Source organism: Pseudomonas sp. B21_DOA (assembly GCA_030544685.1).
Lineage (GTDB): Bacteria > Pseudomonadota > Gammaproteobacteria > Pseudomonadales > Pseudomonadaceae > Aquipseudomonas > Aquipseudomonas fluorescens_AO.
The window spans coordinates 145351-161760 of record CP086683.1 but is presented as its reverse complement, the minus strand read 5'-3'; the positions used below and the strand labels follow the sequence as shown (position 1 = coordinate 161760).

Genomic DNA, 16410 nt, shown 5'->3' with positions numbered 1-16410 from the left:
TAGTCGTGGTCATTTGGCGGTCGGGGAACTAGCATTGTCAGCCCTGATCGCTAAATGTTCTGTCTCTTATGTCCCGTCCCCGCGTCCACCTTCCCGCCGCCCCGGCGCGAAGCCTCAGTCTTCTGCCCCGCGCCGTGTTGCCAAGGCACCACCGGCCGAGCCGAAACTGATCCTGTTCAACAAACCCTTCGATGTGCTGACGCAGTTCAGCGACGGTGAAGGGCGGGCGACGCTCAAGGATTACATCGATGTGCCGGGGATTTATCCGGCCGGACGTCTGGATCGCGACAGCGAAGGTTTGTTGCTGCTGACCAACGACGGCCAGTTGCAGGCGCGCATCGCCGATCCCAAACACAAGCTGGCGAAGACCTATTGGGTGCAGGTGGAAGGCGAGCCGACGGCCGAGCAGTTGCAGCGCCTGCGTGATGGTGTCGAGCTGAATGACGGCATGACCCTGCCCGCCGAAGCGCGACAACTGGCTGAGCCGCAATTGTGGCCGCGCAATCCACCGGTACGCTTTCGCGCGACCATACCCACTTCATGGCTGGAACTGGTGATTCGCGAAGGGCGTAACCGTCAGGTGCGGCGCATGACGGCGGCGGTCGGGTTGCCGACGTTGCGTCTGGTGCGGGTCAGGATTGGCGACTGGACCATCGAAGGGCTTGATCAGGGCCAGTGGCGGGAAGTACCGGCGCGCTTATAAGGCGCCGGATTCGATCAGGCCGATCACCACACTCTTGATGATGAACGCGGCCACGCCCAGGCCCAGCACGAAAAACAGAATGAACGAGCCGAACCGCTCGGCCTTGGATTTCTTCGCCAGATCCCAGACGATGAAACCCATGAAAATGATCAGGATGCTGACCAGACCGGTCATCATCCATTCTTCGAACAGTGCTGGATCCATTGGCGATCTCCGGCGCGGACAGGGCTGAAAGGGCGGCGGCGAGTATACGCCATGGTCGGTGGGGTGGCATTGATCTGCGTCGCCTGTGCTGGCCCCTTCGCGAGCAGGCTCGCTCCCACAGGTTGAAATGCATTCCCCTGTGGGAGCGAGCCTGCTCGCGAAAGCGATTTCAGCTACGCAAATGAGTCAGCGGCAGTTCGGTGCTGTTGAGCACCTGATTCAGCACAAAACTCGACCGCACACTCGTAACCCCTTCAATCCGGGTCAGATGCCCCAGCAGCAGTTTCTGATAGTGATCCATATCCGGCACCACCACTTTCAACTGGTAGTCGGCATCCACCCCGGTCACCAGGCTGCATTCCAGTACTTGCGGCAATGTGCGGATTGCCGCTTCGAAATTCTCGAAGCGTTCCGGGGTGTGCCGGTCCATGCCGATCAGCACATACGCGGTCAGGCTCAAGCCGAGCATCTTGCGATCGAGCAGGGCAACCTGGCGCGAGATATAACCATCGTCTTCCAGTTGCTTGACCCGGCGCGAGCAAGCGCGAGGGCGACAGACCGATGCGCTCGGCCAGTTCCTGGTTGGAGATACGGGCGTCGCGCTGCAATTCCGCCAAAATACTCAGGTCATACCGGTCGAGTTTGCTCATCAATCTGTCCTTGGTCGTAACTATTGCGGCGGATTATCTATCCAGGGTTAAAAATTGCGCAAGCAGTGTTTAATTGAGCAATTTTCGCAATCATCTGTCGCGCCCTCAGGCCTATTCTTATCACCAGAATCACTGCTCGGTAACACAGTCCACGCGGTTCGCCCAATCAGGCCCGCCGCGGCCGCCACCCCCACCGGGGATGTGCCGGCCCCGAGCTGCACACTGTCCAGAAGACGGCGTGAGGTGAGCCGACGTCAAAAGCGTCGAGCCAGGACGAAGTATCTCCAGAAGGGAGGCCGACGGGTCTCCCTTTTTCTTGCCTGCGATTTCATGTTGGCGCCTCAATAAATAAGTCGCGCGACTGATAACCTGTTGCAGAACCCGGTGGGGTAGTTCCGAGTCTCAGCAACAAGCCCTCCCAACGACAGGCTCCCGCAGTGAGGAAAAGCATGAATTCGCGCATCTGGCGTCTGGCCGGTGTTGGTTTGCTCTGTGTGGGTGTCAGTGCGCAAGCGCTGGCCGATGAGCCGCAGAATCGTGGGCCCGGCAACGGGCCGCAGAACGACGGGATCATTCGTGGCGACAATAGCCGTCAGTTCGAGCACAACGGCCAGCCGCATAACAATGACGGTCAATGGCAGAACCGGGATCAGAACCGCCCGGCCTACAACCCCAACCCGGTTCGCCAACCGCCACCACCGCCACAATTACCGGCCAACAGTCTGCCGATCCAGCCACGTCCCGACGCCGTGCGCCAGACCCAGGAGCCGCGTCAGGGTTACTACCGCGACGAGCGCCCGCAGAACGGTTACCACAATCAACAGTGGCAGACGCAGCCGCGTCCCGATGACAACCGCTGGCCGGGACGGCCGAACGGTCATGGCAATGGCTGGGGCCGGGCCCGCAGTATCGTCCGGGCCATGTGATCGATCGCTTCCCGGATCGTGATTACCGCGTGCCGTATCGCGGTCAGGATTACTTCTACTCCGGCGGCTACTGGTATCGCCCGCAAGGCCCGCGCTACATCGTCGTCCAGCCACCGCGCGGGATTCGCATCCAGTATTTGCCGGATTACGCCCGTGAGGTATGGATCGGCGGCTCGCTGCTGTTCCTCGCCGCCGGCTCATATTACGCCTATCAAGAGGCGACGCAGGACTACGTGGTGGTCGAGCCGCCGCTGCAGCAACCGCCGCAACCGCAAGCTCAGGGCTATGACGTCGAAGCCTACCCGGCCAACGGCCAGTCGCCGCAGCAAGTGCAGCAGGACGGTTACCAGTGCTCTCAGTACGCCGTGCAGCAAAGCGGTTTCGACCCGCGCACCGCGACCTACCAACCGGCGCCCGAAGTGGTTGAGGCGTATCGCCAGGCGCAGGGCAACTGCCTGAACAGTCGCGGTTATCAGGTCAGATAGGGGCAGCTACAAGCTACAAGCTACAAGCTACAAGCTACAGCTACAAGCTTGAAGCTAGAGGCTTTTCGCTTGTGGCTGTTTTTACAGGATCGGCGTGGACCAGTACCTCGGCTTTGGGATAAGCCTTGTGTATTGCCGCCGCTGCTTGATCGCTGATGCCATGGGCGACTGACAGGGTCAGTTCGCCCGGCAGCTCCAAGTGCAATTGCACAAACCAGTGGTTGCCGGAGATCCGCGTGCGCAGGTCATGTGCACCGAGCACGCCGGGGACGCTGCAGGCCAGTTCGAGCATGTGTTGGCTGACATCGGTCGGCAGTTCCTCGTCCATCAGCACCGAAAAACTCTCCCGGGCTATCTGGATTGCGCTCCAGAAAATGTACGCGGCGATCCCCAGGCCGAACCACGCGTCCAGTTGCGCAAAACCCATTCCCGCCAATACCAGCGCGATGAGGATGCTGCCGTTGAGCAGCAGGTCCGAACGGTAATGCAACGAGTCGGCGCGTACCGCGTTGGAGCCGGTCTGCTTGATCACTCGATGCTGCAACATCAGCAGCGCCGCCGTCAGCAACAGCGAAAATACGATCACGCCGATGCTCAGCCACGGCGCGCCAAGCGGCTCCGGCGTATGCAAGCGTTGGTAGGCCTGAAACGCGATCAACACCGCGCTGCCACCGATGAACAACGCCTGCGCCATGCCCGCCAGCGATTCGGCTTTGCCGTGGCCATAACGGTGATCGTCATCCGCCGGGCGCAAGGCGTAGTGCACTGCCAGCAGATTGAGCATCGAGGTCACGCCATCCAGCGCCGAGTCGGTGAGGCCGGCGAGCATGCTCACCGATCCACTGAGCCACCAGGCAATCGCCTTGGCGACGATCAGCGTGCAGGCGACCGCCACCGAGGCGCGGGTCGCCAGCCGCAGCAGGCGGGCGTGTTCGGGGCTGGATGTCATTGAACGTCCTTATTCAAGCGGCGGGTTGCAGGCCGAACATCACCAGTTGCTGAGTGCTGCCCTTGTGCTGGATCAAGCGTGGATCGTCGAGGGAAAGTCTCTTCCCAGCTCGCTCTCAAGAATCGCCTGCAACTTGTGATTGTCGACCTGTCCATCCGGGCCGATGGCTTGCTTGAGCTTGGCCGGATCGATCTGCGCGGTGTGGCCCGGTTCGAAATAGATCGCGCCGGTGGCGAAGTCGACAGCAAACGCGATCAGTCCGGGAATGATGTAGAACAGCAGGCCGACGGCATCGAGCACGGCAATCGCCGGGTCGATCTTGCCGTCGATCTGGCCACGGCGGTCCGGGTAGAAAATCGAACCGCATGCAGTGAGCTGCGTGAGCAGGGTGGCGACCAGAACACCGCCAATCAGGCGAGAGGGTAAGCGCATGGAAATGTCTCCTGAGTCATCAAATAACGAAGCTTCGTCTTGTGAAGTTAAGACCCTGACGAACGCCCGGCAGTTCGCCGTTATACTCGGCCCTCTGTTTTGGAGCCAGCATGATTTCTTTGCCGATCGACGATGTTTTACCCGCCCTGCGTGAAGCCCTCGCGTCACGCCACGAAGCCGTGCTCGAAGCACCGCCCGGCGCCGGTAAAACCACCCGCGTGCCCTTGGCCTTGCTCAACGAAGCCTGGCTGGCCGGGCAGACCATCGTCATGCTCGAACCCCGACGTCTGGCTGCGCGGGCGGCGGCGGAGCGTTTGGCCAGCGAGCTCGGCGAGCAGGTCGGTGAAACCGTCGGCTATCGCATCCGCCTCGACAGCAAGGTTGGCCCGAAGACGCGTATCGAAGTGGTCACCGAAGGCATTCTCACCCGGCGCTTGCAGGACGACCCGGCGCTGGACGGCGTGGGTCTGCTGATCTTCGACGAATTTCATGAACGCAGTCTCGACGCCGATCTGGCGCTGGCGCTCAGTCTGAACGGTCGCGAGCTGTTTCGCGCTGAACAGCCGCTGAAGATTCTGCTGATGTCGGCCACCCTCGAAGGCGAGCGGTTGGCGGGGTTGCTTGATGACGCGCCGATCCTGCGCAGCGAAGGGCGCATGTATCCGGTGACGATGCGCTGGGGCCGGCCATTTCAGCCGGGCGAATACATCGACCAGCGCGTCACGCACACCGTACTCGAAGCGCTGCACGACGAAACCGGCAGCCTGTTGGTGTTCCTCCCGGGACAAGCGGAAATCCGCCGCGTGCACCAGCAATTGGCCGACGCCATCGGTGAGCGCAAAGACGTTCTGCTGTGCCCGTTGCACGGCGAACTTGACCTCAATGCGCAACGTGCAGCGATCGATCCGGCGCCCCCGGTCAGCGCAAAGTGGTGCTGGCAACCAACATCGCCGAGACCAGCCTGACCATCAACGGCGTGCGCGTGGTCATCGATGCCGGATTGGCGCGGGTGCCGCGCTTCGACCCGGGCAGCGGCATGACCCGTCTCGACACCCAACGCATCTCCAAGGCCAGCGCCACCCAGCGTGCCGGCCGCGCCGGGCGATTGGAGCCGGGCGTGTGTTTTCGCCTGTGGTCGCAGGATCAGCACGAACAACTGGCGGCTTATGGCAGCGCCGAAATTCTCTCGGCGGATCTGGCCAGCCTCGCTTTGCAACTCGGGCGCTGGGGCGTGACCCCGGGCGAACTGGTCTGGCTCGATATACCGCCGGCCGCCGCGTATGCCCAGGCGCAGGATTTACTGCAACGGCTCGGCGCCTTGCACGGCGACACGCTGACGGCCCACGGCCAGGCCATGGCCGAACTGCCGGCGCATCCGCGTATCGCGCATTTGCTGTTGCGCGGTCAGGCATTGGGGTTGGCGGCGATGGCCTGCGATGTGGCGGCGCTGCTCGGCGAGCGCGATATCCTGCGCGGCGCTGGCGCGGATCTGCACAGCCGATTGGTCCTGCTTTCAGGGAAGAGCGCGCCGGTCGTGGCGCGCAGGGCGGGGTGCAACGCGCCCGGCAATTGGCCCGGCAGTATCGCGGCTACCTGCGCGGCAAGCCGAGTGAGCCGGTCAACGATCCCGAGCATCCGCGTTGGCTTGGCGCTCTGTTGGCGCTGGCCTACCCGGATCGCGTCGCCCAGCAACGGCGTGCCGGTGGTGCCGAATACCGTTTGGCCAACGGTCGCGCGGCGCTGTTCGCCGAGGCCGACAGCCTGATGAAGCACGAGTGGATCGTTATCGCCGACCTCGGCAGCCGTCAGGGCCAGCGCGAAGAACGCATTTATCTGGCGGCGGATTTCGATCCGGCGCTGTTCGATTCGGTGCTCGCTGAGCAAGTGCGCAGCGTCGATCAACTTGACTGGGACGAACGTGAAGGCGTGCTGCGCGCCGAGCGCCAGCGCAAGGTCGGCGAGCTGATTCTCAGCCGCGAACCGTTGACCGGTCTGGATGAAAACGCTCGCAGTCAGGCGCTGGTCAATCTGGTACGGCGCAAGGGCCTGGAGCTACTGCCGTGGACGCCGGAACTGCGCCAGTGGCAGGCGCGGGTGGGGCTGTTGCGTCAGCTCGATCTGGGCACTCAGGACGACAGCCAATGGCCGGATGTCAGCGATACAGCGCTGTTGAATACGCTGGAGGACTGGCTGATGCCGTATCTGGGCAAGGTCTCGCGGCTCAGCCATTTCGCCAATCTCGACCTGTCGAGCATCGTGCGTAATCAGCTGCCGTGGCCGCTGCCGCAGAAGCTCGACGAACTGGCGCCGCATCATTTGAGCGTGCCGTCGGGTTCATCGATTCGCCTGGATTACAGCGAACATCCACCGATTCTCGCGGTGCGTTTGCAGGAGCTGTTTGGTCTGGCCGATACGCCACGGATCGCCGGCGGCCGGCAAGTGGTCAAGCTGCATCTGCTGTCGCCGGCGCGGCGGCCGGTGCAGGTCACGCAGGACCTGGCCAACTTCTGGCGCAGCACCTATGCCGAGGTGAAGAAGGATCTGAAGGGGCGTTATCCAAAGCACTATTGGCCGGACGATCCCTTGGTGGCCGAAGCCACGGCGCGGGCAAAACCACGCGGCACCTGACCCGTAATGGCTGCGCGCCATTAGCCCATCCGTGCTAATTGCCCTTGGTTGTTCAGGCTCGCAGAATCGCCGCCTGAACAATAACCAGCCTTGTTGCCTGACAACTTGTGCCCAAGGAACGGAACTGCCCATGACTTCTTTCTTCAAGCTCAAGAAGTTGATCTTCTTGTCGGCTGCGCTATTGGCCGCCTCCAGTTCGGCCATGGCCGAAGAGCCCAATCCGATTGGCGACTGGTGGATTATCTACGGCAACGGCGTGCCCCAGAAAAACATCATGTACGTCGCCGATGCGACGTCGGTGGTGCCTTCGCAGAAAACCAAAGGCGCGACCATGGTCGCGGTGACCCTGGTGTATGAAGAACCCGGCAAACCTATGATCGACGTCTACAACCTCGAAGCCCAATGCTCTACGGGCAAGGTGCGTTTTATCAATGGCCAGTCCATCGAGCGTCTCGCCTACACCATGCGTCATCTGAAAGTTGCCAACCAATGGCAGACCCCGAAAGAGTTCTGGGTCCAGCAAGCGCTGAAGTTTGCCTGTGCGCCGGGCAGTCGCGCGAAAAACGACATGGCCGCCGTGGGCAAGATGGAATACCTGCAGATGATCGAGATGCTGCAGCAGATGTTCTTCAAGCTCGCGCCGATCCAGCAAAAGAGCCAGATGATGGACAACATCGACAGCCTGCTCGAACTGAAGAAATAAGCCGAGGCATCCAATGACTTACACACGTTTATGGCTGGCAACCCTGCTGGCAGGATGGCTGTTGAGCGGCTGCTCGACCATTGCGCAGAGCCGCTGGGAAGGCCGTGATATGCAGGAAGCACTGGACCTGTTCGGCACGCCCGATTCGATGAAAAAGAAATCGGCCCAAACGGCGAACCCTTGGCCGTGCTGACTTGGTACAAGTCCTCGAGCTGGACCACCACCAAAGCGGCTGGCACTTCGATGAACCATACCGGCAATGGCATGGTGTACACCGAGCATTACCAGCAGGTCGGGCACAGCTCAAAGTGCAAGTTGCAGGCGAAGGTCAATCAGCAGAAGAAAATCGCCCAGTTTCTGATCGAGGACGGGCGAATCCTGCATGGCAAATGCACCAACGTTCGCTATGTTCCCGGCTACGTTCCGCCCGGCCTGTGAGGGCTACAGCGATTACGGCGCAGCGGGCAACAGGAACCGCGCAATCACCGGCAAGTGATCGGAGATGCGCAAGGTATCGTCCTGCCGCACCTGCGCTTGCAGGCGTTTGAGCTTCGGGCTGTAGAACAGATAATCCACCGTGCGATCCGGGCCATTGAGGCCGGGGTCGTTGGGGTAATGGGTCAGCCATTTGGCTCGATCGATACCGCCGGCCTCGTTGTTGGTCGGGATCATCGGGTACTTGTCCCACAGCAGATGCAGTTCGCTGTCGGCAGAGTAGGGCGTGCGGCGCTCGACCGGCAGGCGTCGATACTGGCCCAGCGGCAGCAGATTGAAATCGCCACCGATCAGCCACGGCAGGCCCTGGCTTTCATATTTGTCGAGGACTTTGGCCACGGCAGCCACTTGCGCCTGCACGTTGCCGTCGGCTTGGCTGGCGCGCTGCAAGTGGGTGTTGAACACGGTCAGTTGTCCGCCATCGCTGAGCGGCAGTTTGACGGCGAGCAAAGCGTCTTTGGGCTGGAACTGGCGGCTGATGAAGTTGCTCGGTGCGACGGGCAGTTGCAGGCGCTCGGCGTGTTCGATGCGATAGCGGCTCAACGTGGCCAACTGGCGGCCGACGCTGCCGTAGATGTGTGGCTCAGGGACGAAATCGGCTTTCCAGTCGAACGCGCTGGTGCTGCATGGATACAGATCGGCGACGCGTTCCTGTAACAGTTTGAGCTGGTTCTGGTAATCGCTGGCCTTGGCGCCGTCATCGAGCTCCTGCAACAGCACCACATCGGGTTGTTCGTCACGAATCACCCGCGCCACTTCGTCGAGGCTGAACGCCATGTCTTCGGCGGTCGGCGCTTCATCGTCGCCTTCGGCCAGATCATTCCAGAATACGTAGCGCTTGCCGGCGAGGAACTGCACGTTCCAGGTCATGACTTTCAGCGCTTGCCCGGGCACCAGCGTTGGCGCGTTAGCGCCGCAACTGACCGGCAGGGTTTCGCGAGCGTCGGGGCGCCAGGTCAGGCTGAACAGCAGTACGCCGAACAGGACGACGGCGAGAATGACGAGGAGCAGGGTGTAGCGCAGCAGACGGGTCATGGCTCGGCTTATAGCGTTACAGAAAGTGGCCCCGAGCATACCTGACGGCAGCGGCGAAGCCCAAGCGCGGCGCGGTCAGACCGCTCCGTTACGTTTGTCAGGCAATTCGCTGATCAGCATGAACAGGCGGAACAGCACCACACTGGTGAACAGTTGCAGGAAGCTGTGAGCGCTGTCGATCAGCCCGGCGATCAGCGGATTCTGCGGCTCGGGATAGACCGCCAGCGTCGCGCCCTTGAGCAGCCACAGCGGCGTCATCACACAGAGAATGCACAGCAGAATGCGCCAGAAATGCCCACGGGTCAGACGCAGGCTTTCCTTCATCGCCTGCAACGGGCCGAGGCCGCGCAGGACCAGCAGGTATTCGGCGAAGGCGAGCATGACCATCAGCATCAGCCCCGGCAGGAAGTACAACGACAGACCAAGCAGAATCAGCAAGGTATTGAGCGCGGTCAGCACCGCGAAGCGCGGCCACAGGGTGGCGGCCATCGCCAGCAGGTCACGGTTGCGCGGCGACTCGCCACGGCTGCGCGCATCGAGAAACAGGATCAGCGCTGCGGTGTACAGCGGATACACCAGCAGGCCGACGATGATGCTGACGCCGGCGAAGGTGTCCGGCCCGGTGGCGTGATCGACCGCCTGCTGCAAGAAGGCTTCGACAATCACCAGCGGCAGGCACAACTGCACGATGCTGCCCAGATGGCGTTTGAAAAAATACAAAGAGTCGCGCAGTACTTCGAGGGCATTCATCAGTCGGTATCGCAGGTCGAAAACAGTGGCTCACTTTAACCGATGCAACGCGGGGCGACACAAACGTAAACATTCGGTAAAGGCCATTGAAACGTTTTGTCACTGTCTCCATTACAGGAGAGCACCGCGCTCAGAGTGGGCACGGGCACGTTATTACCGGCAATCTACGAGGTCGCCATGAACAGCGAAGAGCAAACCCTGATCGATGGACTGTTTTCCCGGCTGCAACAGGCCGAAACGGAGGCAGCCCCGCGCGACGCCCAGGCCGAGGCGCGGATCAAGGAACACCTGACGCGCCAACCGGCGGCAGGCTATTTCATGACCCAGGCGATTCTGGTGCAAGAGGCCGCGCTGAAAAGCCTCGACGAGCAGAACAAGCAGCTGACCCAGCAAGTCCAGCGTCTACAGGCCGAACTGCAATCGGCCAAGGCCCAAGGCGGCGCACCGGCATCCAGCGGTGGCGGCGGTTTCCTGTCGAGCATTTTTGGCGGCGGCAATTCGCGTCCGGCGCCGAGCCAAAGCGCAGCGCCATCGTCCACCGGCGGCTGGCGTGAACCGGCGCCGCAGCAGAGCTATCAGGCTCCGGGACCGCAACAGAGCTTCGGCGCCGCGCCGCCCAACTATGCGCAGCAGGCAGCCCCGGCGGCGGACCCCAGCTTCCTCGGCGGCGCGCTGAAAACCGCCGCAGGCGTGGCCGGTGGTGTGATGCTCGCGCAGGGCATCAGCAGCCTGTTCCATCACAACCAAGCACCTGAAGAAATCGTCGAGATCATCAAGGAAGAACCGGCACAGGTCGCCGACCAAAGCAACAATGGCTGGGGCGATGATCAGCGCGTGGCGGACAACGGTTTTTCTGGCAATGACCAGGGCGGTTTCAGCGACGCCGATTACAGCAGCGCCAATTCGTCGTTTTTTGATGACGACGACTCCTTTGTCTGACATCGCCTCTGAAGGCTGACATAAACACTGTGGCGAGGGATTCATCCCCGTTGGGCTGCGCAGCAGTCCTCGCATTAATCGGGAAAAGCGGGGCTGCTGCGCAGCCCAGCGGGGATAAATCCCCTCGCCACAACACCGTTTGTCAGGGACACCTCGGCGTCAGCGGGTGATTATTCGCTGAATCTTTCTCTTGGCTGGCATACTGAGCGCCTTTTTCGGGCCTGATCGCCTGACCCCGCTTCGTGCGCTCGCGCGCTCACAGGAACTCCGGTGAAAAAAATCGCAGTGTTCGCCGATGTGCAGAACCTCTACTACACCGTGCGTCAGGCCTATGGTTGCCACTTCAACTACGCCGCACTGTGGGCGGACATCAGCAAGAACGGGCAGATCGTCGAGGCCTACGCGTACGCAATCGACCGTGGCGACAGCAAGCAGCAGCAGTTTCAGCAGATCCTGCGCAACCTTGGTTTCACGGTGAAGCTCAAGCCCTACATCCAGCGCAGCGACGGCTCGGCCAAGGGCGACTGGGACGTGGGCATTACCCTGGACATCATGGACGCTGCCGACCATGTCGACGAAGTGGTGCTGGCCTCCGGTGACGGCGATTTCGACATGCTGCTCGAACGCATCATCAACAAGTACGGCGTGCAAGCAGTGGCCTACGGCGTCCCCGGCCTGACCGCCAACTCGCTGATCCGCGCAGCCAGCCGTTACGTGCCGATCGAAGGCGCGCTGTTGCTCAAGAGCTGAGCTGAACAATAGATTTGAACGGAGTACACCCCGGTTTGGAACGCATTGCAGTCATCGACTTTGAAACCACCGGCCTGTCGCCGAACAGCAGCTGCCGCGCCACGGAAATCGCCGTGGTCATGCTGGAAAACGGCCGCATCGTCGAGCGTTACCAGAGCCTGATGAACGCCGGGGTGCGCGTCCCGGCGTTCATCGAACAACTGACCGGAATCAGCAACGCCATGCTGCGCACCGCGCCGCCGGCCGAGCGGGTGATGGAAGAGGTCAACGAATTCGTCGGCTGCACGCCGTTGCTGGCGCACAACGCCTCGTTCGACCAGAAGTTCTGGGATTTCGAACTGGGCCGGATCAAACGCACACGCCTGCAGAATTTTGCCTGTTCACTGCTGCTGTCGCGGCGCCTGATGCCGGCTGCGCCGAATCACAAGCTCGGCACGCTCACCACTTTCGCGCAGCTACCGCATACCGGCCAGGCTCACCGGGCCATGGCCGATGCCGAGATGGCGGCCAATCTGATGGCGCATCTGGCGCAAGAGTTGCGGGGCAAGCATGGGGTGCGCGAGTTGAATCACGACCTGCTGTGCAAGTTGCAGAAAGTCCCCGCCGCCAAAGTGGGCGAGCATTTGCAGCGTTATCGCTGAGCCGAGGTACAACACAGCACTTCTGTGGGAGTGAGCTTGCTCACGAATGCTGTGTGTCATTCACCGCAACTGTGTTTGATACACCGCATTCGCGAGCAAGCTCGCTCCCACAGTGACCTCGCTGGTCTCGGGATTGCCGCTGCTTCATGCAAAAGTGTACCGGCGCGAAAAACAGGTTTTGTAACTTATTTTTGCGCGGCAGCCTTTCTAGAATAACCCGTCCACAGAAATCTGACTGTCGAGCTGCCCATGCCTGCCTTGCGCCGTTTTTCGCTGCCGTTGATCGCTGCGTTTTTTGCGTTGTATGTGATTTGGGGATCGACCTATCTGGTGATTCGCATCGGCGTCGAATACTGGCCGCCGCTGTTGCTGGCCGGGGTGCGCTTCGTCATTGCCGGCAGCTTGATGTACGCCTGGCTGCGCTGGCGTGGGGCTCCGGCGCCGACCTGGGCGCAATGGAAAGCGGCGGGGCTGGTCGGCATTCTGCTGCTCAGTTTTGGTAATGGCGCTGTGAGCGTGGCGGAGCACACCGGCGTGGCGTCAGGTGTCGCTGCGCTGGCGGTGGCGACGGTGCCACTGTTCACCTTGTTGTTCGGTTACTTCTGGGGCGCACGCAATACGCGGCTGGAATGGGCCGGTGTGGCGCTGGGGATCATCGGCATCGCCATGCTCAATATGGGTTCCAACCTGCAATCGAGCCCGCTCGGTGCGATGTTGCTGATCTTCGCGGCGGCGAGCTGGGCGTTCGGCTCGGTGTGGAGCAAATACCTGCCATTGCCGGCGGGAGCGATGGCCAGTGCGGTGGAAATGCTGGTTGGCGGCGTGGTTTTGTTGATCGGCAGTGCGCTGAGTGGCGAGCACCTGCAAGCCATGCCGCCGCTCGAAGGCTGGCTGGCGCTGGCCTATCTGATTTTCTTCGGCTCGATCGTCGCCTTCAATTCCTACATGTATCTGCTCAAACACGTGCGCCCAGCGGCAGCGACCAGTTATGCCTACGTCAACCCGGCAGTGGCGGTGTTGCTCGGCGTGGTGTTTGTCGGCGAGACCATCGGCATCGAAGAAGCGCTGGCGATGCTGGTGATCATCAGCGCCGTGCTACTGATCAGCCTGCCGCAGTGGCGTCGACCGCCGCAGCTTCCGGTCGAAGAGGCGAAAGCCGTTCCGACGGAAGCGCGTACGAATTAGGGTAAACTGCGCGGCATTGCATCCCCGCGTCATTTTTTCCTACGGTACTCCCATGACTTTCGCCTCCCTTGGCCTGATCGAACCCTTGCTGCGCTCCCTCGAGACGCTCGGCTACCAGACCCCGACGCCGGTGCAGGCGCAAGCCATTCCGGCGGTGCTGGCCGGTCGCGACCTGATGGCAGCGGCCCAGACCGGCACCGGTAAAACTGCCGGTTTCGCCTTGCCGCTGTTGCAGCTGCTGGCCATGGAAGGGCCGAAAGTCACCGCCAATTCGGCGCGTGCGCTGATTCTGGTACCGACCCGCGAGCTGGCCGAGCAGGTCCATGAAGCCGTGCGCCAGTACGCAGAAAACCTGCCATTGCGCACTTATGCGGTGTACGGCGGAGTCAGCATCAACCCGCAGATGATGAAGCTGCGCGGCGGCGTCGATGTGCTGGTCGCCACACCCGGTCGCTTGATCGACCTGTTCCGCCAGAACGCGCTGAAACTCAATCAGCTGCAAACGCTGGTGCTGGATGAAGCCGACCGTATGCTCGACCTGGGCTTCTCGGAAGAACTGGCGAACATTTACCGCATGCTGCCGAAAAAGCGCCAGACCCTGCTGTTCTCCGCGACTTTCTCCGATGACATCCGCCTGCTTGCCGGGCAGATGCTCAACGATCCTCTGAGCGTCGAAGTCAGCCCGCGCAACGTCGCTGCCAACACGGTCAAGCAGTGGATCGTCACCGTGGACAAAAAGCGCAAGGCCGAACTGTTCGTGCATTTGATGCGCAAGAACAAGTGGAAGCAGGTGCTGGTGTTCGCCAAGACCCGCAACGGCGTCGATGCGCTGGTGGAAAAACTTCAGGGCCTCGGTGTGAATGCTGACGGCATCCATGGCGACAAACCCCAGGCTACGCGCCAGCGCGCGCTGGACCGTTTCAAGCTCAGTGAAGTGCAGATTCTGGTGGCGACCGACGTCGCCGCCCGTGGTCTGGACATCGAGGACCTGCCGCTGGTGGTCAACTTCGACCTGCCGATCGTCGCCGAGGATTACATTCACCGCATCGGTCGCACTGGCCGCGCGGGTGCCACCGGTGAGGCGATTTCGCTGGTGTGTGCCGATGAAGTGAATATGCTCTCGGCGATCGAAATGCTCACGCGGCAGACCTTGAAGCGCCAGAACGAGCCGGATTTCGAACCCGAGCACCGCGTGCCGGACACCGATGCCAGCGGTCAGGTGATCAAGAAGCCGAAGAAACCGAAGAAGCCGAAAGCCTCGGGCGGTGGCGGTGGTAAACGCAATCTGGGCAAGTGGGTCGACAGCGGCGAGACCTCGGCACCGGAGCCATCGATCAAACCGGTGCGCAAAGTGCCGGTGTTCAATACTGGACCGCGTAAGCGCAAGCCCTGAAAGCAGCTTCGAGCGTCCAGCTGCAAGCTGCAAGTTAGAAGCGCTTTGCTTTGGCTTGCAGCTTGCGGCTCAGAACTGGCGGCTGCTTTTCAGCCACTGCACGATTCCCAGCCCTGCCGCGCGCCCGCTGGCGAAACACCCGGTCAGCAAGTAGCCGCCCGTCGGCGCTTCCCAGTCGAGCATCTCGCCGGCGCAAAACACCCCGGCAACGCCTTGAGCATCAAGTGCTCATCCATCGCTTCGAATCTCACGCCACCGGCACTGCTGATTGCCTCATCCAGCGGACGGGTTTTCACCAAGGTCAGCGGCAATGCCTTGATCGCTCGCGCCAAGCGAGCCGGATCAGCAAACGTTTCGGCATCGGTCAGCTCGCGCAACAACGCTGCTTTCACCCCGTCAATCCCCACCTGACTGTGCAGATGCTTGGCCATTGAGCGGGCGCCGCGTGGTTTGCTCAGCGCCGCCTGCAACTTATCCGCAGGCCGGCCGGGCAGCAGGTCAATGTGGATAACCGCTGCGCCATAGCGGCTGATCTCCTCACGAATCGGCGCCGACAGCGCATAGATCAGGCTGCCCTCGATCCCGGTGGCGGTGATCACGCATTCGCCCAGACGCGGGATATCGTCGTTCAAACCGATGGCAATGTTTTTCAGCGGTGCGCCGGCGAATTTGCTCACCATCAGCTCGCTCCAGGCTTGCACCTCGAAGCCGCAATTGCTTGGCTGCAACGGTGCCAGATCCACGCCGCGCTGCTCCAGCGGCAACATCCACGCGCCATCCGAGCCCAGGCGCGGCCAACTGCCGCCGCCGAGGGCGAGCAGGGTGGCGTCGGGGTTTACGCTGATTTCGCCTTCCGGGCTGGCGATGCGCAGTGCACCGCTTGCGTCCCAGCCGAGCCAGCGATGGCGGGTGTGGATAACTACGCCGCTGTCGCGCAGGCGCTTGAGCCAGGCGCGCAACAGTGGCGCGGCTTTCATGTCGGTGGGAAATACGCGGCCGGAGCTGCCGATGAAGGTTTCGATGCCCAGTTCGTGAATCCACTGGCACAAGGCATCAGCATCGAATCCGCGCAGCAGCGGGGCGATGTGCGATGCGCGCTCAGCGTAGCGGGAGAGGAACGCCGGGTAGGCTTCGGAGTGGGTGATGTTCATGCCGCCGACACCGGCCAGGAGGAATTTGCGCCCGACCGAGGGCATGCCGTCGTACACATCGACGCGGATTCCGGCCTGGCTCAGCACTTCGGCGGCCATCAGGCCGGCGGGGCCACCGCCGATGATGGCGACGTGGGTGTTGGCGGGGGCGGAATTCTGGGTCATGGGCGTGCGCTGCGGTATGGCGGGACAAGGCGCGCATTCTAACAGCGCTGAACCACTGTAGGAGTGCGCCTGCTCGCGATAGCGGTTGAACAGCCGACATGAATGTTGAATGTCAGTCCGCTATCGCGAGCAGGCTCACTCCTACAAGGAGATTGCGGCGTGGCTAATTATTAACCAGTCTTCTGAAAGCCATGCCCAGTATGGCCTGCAGTCCCTTTCGCTCAGG

Annotated in this window: 13 protein-coding genes and 5 pseudogenes; 11 read left to right on the top strand and 7 right to left on the bottom strand. The window is 61.8% G+C overall.

The window, feature by feature from the left end; translation table 11 throughout:
* The first annotated feature begins 166 nt into the window (after positions 1 to 166).
* On the top strand, positions 167 to 703 hold the full coding sequence (locus LJU32_00785) for a pseudouridine synthase (protein ID WKV91014.1): 537 nt from the start codon (positions 167 to 169) through the stop codon (positions 701 to 703).
* Here LJU32_00785 and LJU32_00780 read toward each other — a convergent pair.
* Both LJU32_00780 and LJU32_00775 read right to left on the bottom strand, forming a co-directional pair.
* On the bottom strand, positions 698 to 907 hold the full coding sequence (locus LJU32_00780; GenBank protein WKV89081.1) for a DUF2788 domain-containing protein: 210 nt from the start codon (positions 905 to 907) through the stop codon (positions 698 to 700). The two genes, LJU32_00785 and LJU32_00780, sit on opposite strands and share 6 nt — an antisense overlap.
* Positions 908 to 1076: 169 nt before the next feature.
* Positions 1077 to 1557: pseudogene (locus LJU32_00775) on the bottom strand (Lrp/AsnC family transcriptional regulator).
* Between the two features lie 449 nt (positions 1558 to 2006).
* Between LJU32_00775 and LJU32_00770 the strand changes: the two are divergent.
* A pseudogene (locus tag LJU32_00770) lies at positions 2007 to 2968 on the top strand (glycine zipper family protein).
* A gap of 40 nt (positions 2969 to 3008) precedes the next feature.
* Here LJU32_00770 and LJU32_00765 read toward each other — a convergent pair.
* A complete protein-coding gene (locus LJU32_00765) occupies positions 3009 to 3917 on the bottom strand; it encodes a cation diffusion facilitator family transporter (protein WKV89080.1) in 909 nt (302 codons plus the stop codon).
* 13 nt (positions 3918 to 3930) lie between these two features.
* Positions 3931 to 4349 (bottom strand): annotated as a pseudogene (locus LJU32_00760) (polyribonucleotide nucleotidyltransferase).
* Positions 4350 to 4459: 110 nt separating this feature from the next.
* On the opposite strand from LJU32_00760, the pseudogene hrpB reads away from it, so the two are divergent.
* The 4 genes and pseudogenes from hrpB to LJU32_00740 all read left to right on the top strand — a co-directional run bounded on the left by hrpB (position 4460) and on the right by LJU32_00740 (position 8118).
* Positions 4460 to 6977: pseudogene (gene hrpB / locus LJU32_00755) on the top strand (ATP-dependent helicase HrpB).
* A 130-nt stretch (positions 6978 to 7107) separates the two neighbouring features.
* The gene (locus LJU32_00750; GenBank protein WKV89079.1) at positions 7108 to 7680 is read left to right on the top strand and encodes a hypothetical protein; all 573 of its coding nucleotides are present in this window, start codon (positions 7108 to 7110) and stop codon (positions 7678 to 7680) included.
* 13 nt (positions 7681 to 7693) lie between these two features.
* Positions 7694 to 7873: a hypothetical protein gene (locus tag LJU32_00745; protein WKV89078.1), complete on the top strand. Its 180-nt coding sequence runs from the start codon at positions 7694 to 7696 to the stop codon at positions 7871 to 7873.
* Complete coding sequence (locus tag LJU32_00740; protein WKV89077.1) at positions 7861 to 8118, top strand: hypothetical protein; 258 nt, start codon at positions 7861 to 7863, stop codon at positions 8116 to 8118. Before LJU32_00745 ends, LJU32_00740 begins: the two co-directional genes overlap by 13 nt.
* Before the next feature lie 12 nt (positions 8119 to 8130).
* Here the strand turns inward: LJU32_00740 and LJU32_00735 are convergent, their stop codons facing one another.
* Both LJU32_00735 and LJU32_00730 read right to left on the bottom strand, forming a co-directional pair.
* Complete coding sequence (locus tag LJU32_00735) at positions 8131 to 9210, bottom strand: endonuclease/exonuclease/phosphatase family protein (protein WKV89076.1); 1080 nt, start codon at positions 9208 to 9210, stop codon at positions 8131 to 8133.
* Between the two features lie 75 nt (positions 9211 to 9285).
* The gene (locus LJU32_00730) at positions 9286 to 9960 is read right to left on the bottom strand and encodes a hypothetical protein (GenBank protein ID WKV89075.1); all 675 of its coding nucleotides are present in this window, start codon (positions 9958 to 9960) and stop codon (positions 9286 to 9288) included.
* A gap of 177 nt (positions 9961 to 10137) precedes the next feature.
* On the opposite strand from LJU32_00730, the gene LJU32_00725 reads away from it, so the two are divergent.
* The 5 genes from LJU32_00725 to LJU32_00705 all read left to right on the top strand — a co-directional run bounded on the left by LJU32_00725 (position 10138) and on the right by LJU32_00705 (position 14868).
* Positions 10138 to 10899, top strand: coding sequence for a DUF2076 domain-containing protein (locus LJU32_00725; protein WKV89074.1), 762 nt, complete (start codon positions 10138 to 10140; stop codon positions 10897 to 10899).
* Between the two features lie 270 nt (positions 10900 to 11169).
* Positions 11170 to 11649, top strand: coding sequence for an NYN domain-containing protein (locus LJU32_00720; GenBank protein ID WKV89073.1), 480 nt, complete (start codon positions 11170 to 11172; stop codon positions 11647 to 11649).
* A gap of 35 nt (positions 11650 to 11684) precedes the next feature.
* The gene (locus LJU32_00715; protein WKV89072.1) at positions 11685 to 12290 is read left to right on the top strand and encodes a 3'-5' exonuclease; all 606 of its coding nucleotides are present in this window, start codon (positions 11685 to 11687) and stop codon (positions 12288 to 12290) included.
* 249 nt (positions 12291 to 12539) lie between these two features.
* On the top strand, positions 12540 to 13475 hold the full coding sequence (gene yedA / locus LJU32_00710; GenBank protein ID WKV89071.1) for a drug/metabolite exporter YedA: 936 nt from the start codon (positions 12540 to 12542) through the stop codon (positions 13473 to 13475).
* 52 nt (positions 13476 to 13527) lie between these two features.
* Positions 13528 to 14868, top strand: coding sequence for a DEAD/DEAH box helicase (locus LJU32_00705; GenBank protein WKV89070.1), 1341 nt, complete (start codon positions 13528 to 13530; stop codon positions 14866 to 14868).
* A 69-nt stretch (positions 14869 to 14937) separates the two neighbouring features.
* Here the strand turns inward: LJU32_00705 and LJU32_00700 are convergent.
* Positions 14938 to 16184, bottom strand: a pseudogene (locus LJU32_00700) (TIGR03862 family flavoprotein).
* Positions 16185 to 16410 lie beyond the last annotated feature (226 nt).